Here is a 2,695-nt window from a genome sequence, read left to right on the forward strand (position 1 = left end):
ACAAGCCACCACAGCAATCAGACAAAAGCAACCCACCGCCACACCCATATCGGCAGCACGGCCAGCAAAACCATTATCCGCAGCAGTGTAAAGACAACTCTAAGACGGCAAATTTTGAACGTCATAGCCTTTCGGGTATGACATTAAGGGCCGACATGATCAAACAGCGCGAAATCCATCTGGCCATACCCGCACAAACTAATAAGGAGTAAAGATTGCAGTTGCAACGTGTGGTAGAGTATGGCAAAAATCGAAACATTACAGTCAAAATTACGGAGATCAAATAAATGACTTTTAATCAAGAACAAGATTATTGGGCTGGCTATAAGGCAAATGAAAGAGCCTTGATTATTCAAACATGGTCAGGATTTGGGCGATATGCTCCAGACCACCTATATCCCCCTCATATCCTGCCGTTGGATACCGACAATGGAACTTTAGGCACGACGGTCTTGCAAGCGTTGGCAAACAGCAGGACTTTCGTTTATGACAGTCCAGAAGACCAAGATTTTTTTGATACCGAAAAAATTCGGCAACGCTATGAGGATTGGGTTGCCAACCTATGCGGGAACTTGGGCTATAAAACCAGACGTGCCCTATTTAAAAACATGATGAGCGGGGATATTTGGCTGCACAACGGCTGCCTGAAAATCAGCCCGAGCCGCCATGTCAAGCTGGAAGCGTGGGATGCCATTGATGCAGACAATGTAATTTTATCATTGGATAACAGTCCTGAAGAAATCGGAGCAGGTTTAAAGTTGGCATTGAGCCGCTGCCGATAATATTTGGCAAAAGTCGTCTGAAAGCCGGAAAAATGTTTCAGACGACTTTTTTATTAGACTCAAGCTCGCGTGCGTGCGTACCGCGCACACCTTACCTGCACAGGTTTAATGCGGGCTACGTCTTGCTGAAGATAAAGTTATTAAGGAATTTGTCAAATATGGAAAAAATTGAGAAATTTAAATCTGAATTATTAAATGCCATCTTTCAATATACTCAATGCATATCTATTTTTGTCTATAAGAAAAAGATATATTATTTGATTGATTATAAGGAAAATTTTGAATTAAACGCAAAAATATCTTTTGATATTTATCTAAGAGAAGGAATTATAACAAAAGAACAATATAATTATGATTATAAAAATTACCGTAATGGTATCTGGCAGTTAACTAAGGACAATTTTGAAAGTTATCTTCAATCAGATTCGGTTGCCGTATTGGAAAAAGACGAATTGAAGGCACTGATGTTACAGGGGTTTACTTCTGATGAAGCGGTAAGGTTATATTCCGTTGTCGAGAACAAGCTGTCGTACAATGATCCTATCTCAGACTCTGGCCAGCAAAGTGATTTCTTAAAAATCAATCAGATTTCCTCGAGGCTGCCTTTATTCTATGTCAATTTTGACACTGAAGTGTACTTACATATGGATTGGGACAGATGTCATGAAGATTATGTTTATGACGGCTGGTTTTCAAAGGCGATGGATTTTGGGTATTTAATACCAGACGAATTTTGTTATTGGAAAATTGAAGGACGGGATTATTGGAAATTTAGACAATTATAAAGATAAGCAAGCCATAGTTTGTATGAATTCAAAAGGCCGTCTGAAAATAGAAAAACCGTTTCAGACGGCCTTTGTTTAATGCCATCGAGCCAGCGGGCCATAAAGCGTAGTTGTCCAAAAAGGTATATTGATAGGCAAATATAAAAAGGAGGAAAAGTCAATTTTACTACCTTCAAACATTTTCAATTTTGAGTATTGATATGATAATTAATTATTTAGTGTAAATACCGGCTTGCGACAGGCAAATGGTTTGGGTTTGACATGGAATCAGGTTGATTTAGATAGGAAGGTCTGTTGGTATCATCCTGATGAAATGAAAGCTGGAAATGCACTGGGTGTTGCTTTGAATGATACTGCTGTTGAAGTATTAAAGCGACAGATAGGCAAGCATAAGAAATTTGTTTTTGTGAATAAGTGGAATAAACCAATTAGCGGCATTAACAGCCGATATTGGAAGAAGACGTTAGAACTGGCAGAAATAGAAGATTTTATTTGGCACGATTTAAGGCACACTTGGGCAAATTGGTTAGTTCAAGGTGGCGTACCATTGAGAGTGTTGCAAGAAATGGGTGGTTGGAAGACGTTAAGGATGGTGCAGAGATAGCACATTTGGCTCCTGAGCATCTTCATCAACATGCTCAAGTTTTACACGAGCTTGTCACATTTGACACAAATGGCGCAAGCGCAAGTTAGACATAAATCAGGCACAAACAAAAAAGACAGACTTACAAATAAGCTGTCAATTAGAAATTTAGAATCTTAGGTTTTTCAATAAGTTCAGATATTTATTGGTGCCCGGAGCCGGAATCGAACCGGCACGGCCGGTTTAGGGCCGACGGATTTTAAGTCCGTTGTGTCTACCTATTTCACCACCCGGGCGTAGACAATAAATTGATAGATTGGAGGCGGGGGCGCGGATTTGAACCGGCCTATATAAGGGTTGCACCCCTTATAGCATAAACACTCTGCCACCCCGCCATGAAATGGATGGAGGCGAGAGTCGGAATCGAACCGGCGTAGACGGATTTGCAATCCGCTGCATAACCACTTTGCTATCTCGCCAAATAAACTACTTTGGAGTGTATGTAGTATTGAAACTGGAGCGGGAAACGAGTCTCGAACTCGCGA

At 40.6% G+C, this 2,695-nt stretch carries 3 protein-coding genes, 3 tRNA genes and 1 pseudogene; 4 read left to right on the forward strand and 3 right to left on the reverse strand.

From position 1 onward, the window contains the following. The 4 genes and pseudogenes from HMPREF2865_RS12310 to HMPREF2865_RS01595 all read left to right on the forward strand — a co-directional run. Positions 1 to 212, forward strand: a pseudogene (locus HMPREF2865_RS12310) (hypothetical protein); the annotation flags it as partial. Between the two features lie 75 nt (positions 213 to 287). After that, entirely contained in the window at positions 288 to 782 is a 495-nt protein-coding gene (locus HMPREF2865_RS01585) for a contact-dependent growth inhibition system immunity protein (RefSeq protein WP_070645219.1), read from the forward strand. Positions 783 to 940: 158 nt separating this feature from the next. Continuing rightward, a complete protein-coding gene (locus HMPREF2865_RS01590; RefSeq protein ID WP_070645221.1) occupies positions 941 to 1,567 on the forward strand; it encodes a hypothetical protein in 627 nt (208 codons plus the stop codon). 250 nt (positions 1,568 to 1,817) lie between these two features. After that, complete coding sequence (locus HMPREF2865_RS01595; protein ID WP_283120623.1) at positions 1,818 to 2,171, forward strand: site-specific integrase; 354 nt, start codon at positions 1,818 to 1,820, stop codon at positions 2,169 to 2,171. Between the two features lie 185 nt (positions 2,172 to 2,356). On the opposite strand, the gene HMPREF2865_RS01600 is transcribed toward HMPREF2865_RS01595, so the two are convergent. From HMPREF2865_RS01600 to HMPREF2865_RS01605, 3 genes are all read right to left on the reverse strand, one after another. Beyond that, positions 2,357 to 2,446 (reverse strand) — tRNA-Leu (locus HMPREF2865_RS01600). 21 nt (positions 2,447 to 2,467) lie between these two features. Continuing rightward, a tRNA-Cys gene (locus HMPREF2865_RS12105) sits at positions 2,468 to 2,545 on the reverse strand. 10 nt (positions 2,546 to 2,555) lie between these two features. Next, positions 2,556 to 2,629 (reverse strand) — tRNA-Cys (locus tag HMPREF2865_RS01605). Positions 2,630 to 2,695 lie beyond the last annotated feature (66 nt).

The organism is Neisseria sp. HMSC073G10 (assembly GCF_001812605.1).
In the GTDB taxonomy this organism is placed as follows: Bacteria; Pseudomonadota; Gammaproteobacteria; order Burkholderiales; family Neisseriaceae; genus Neisseria; species Neisseria subflava_A.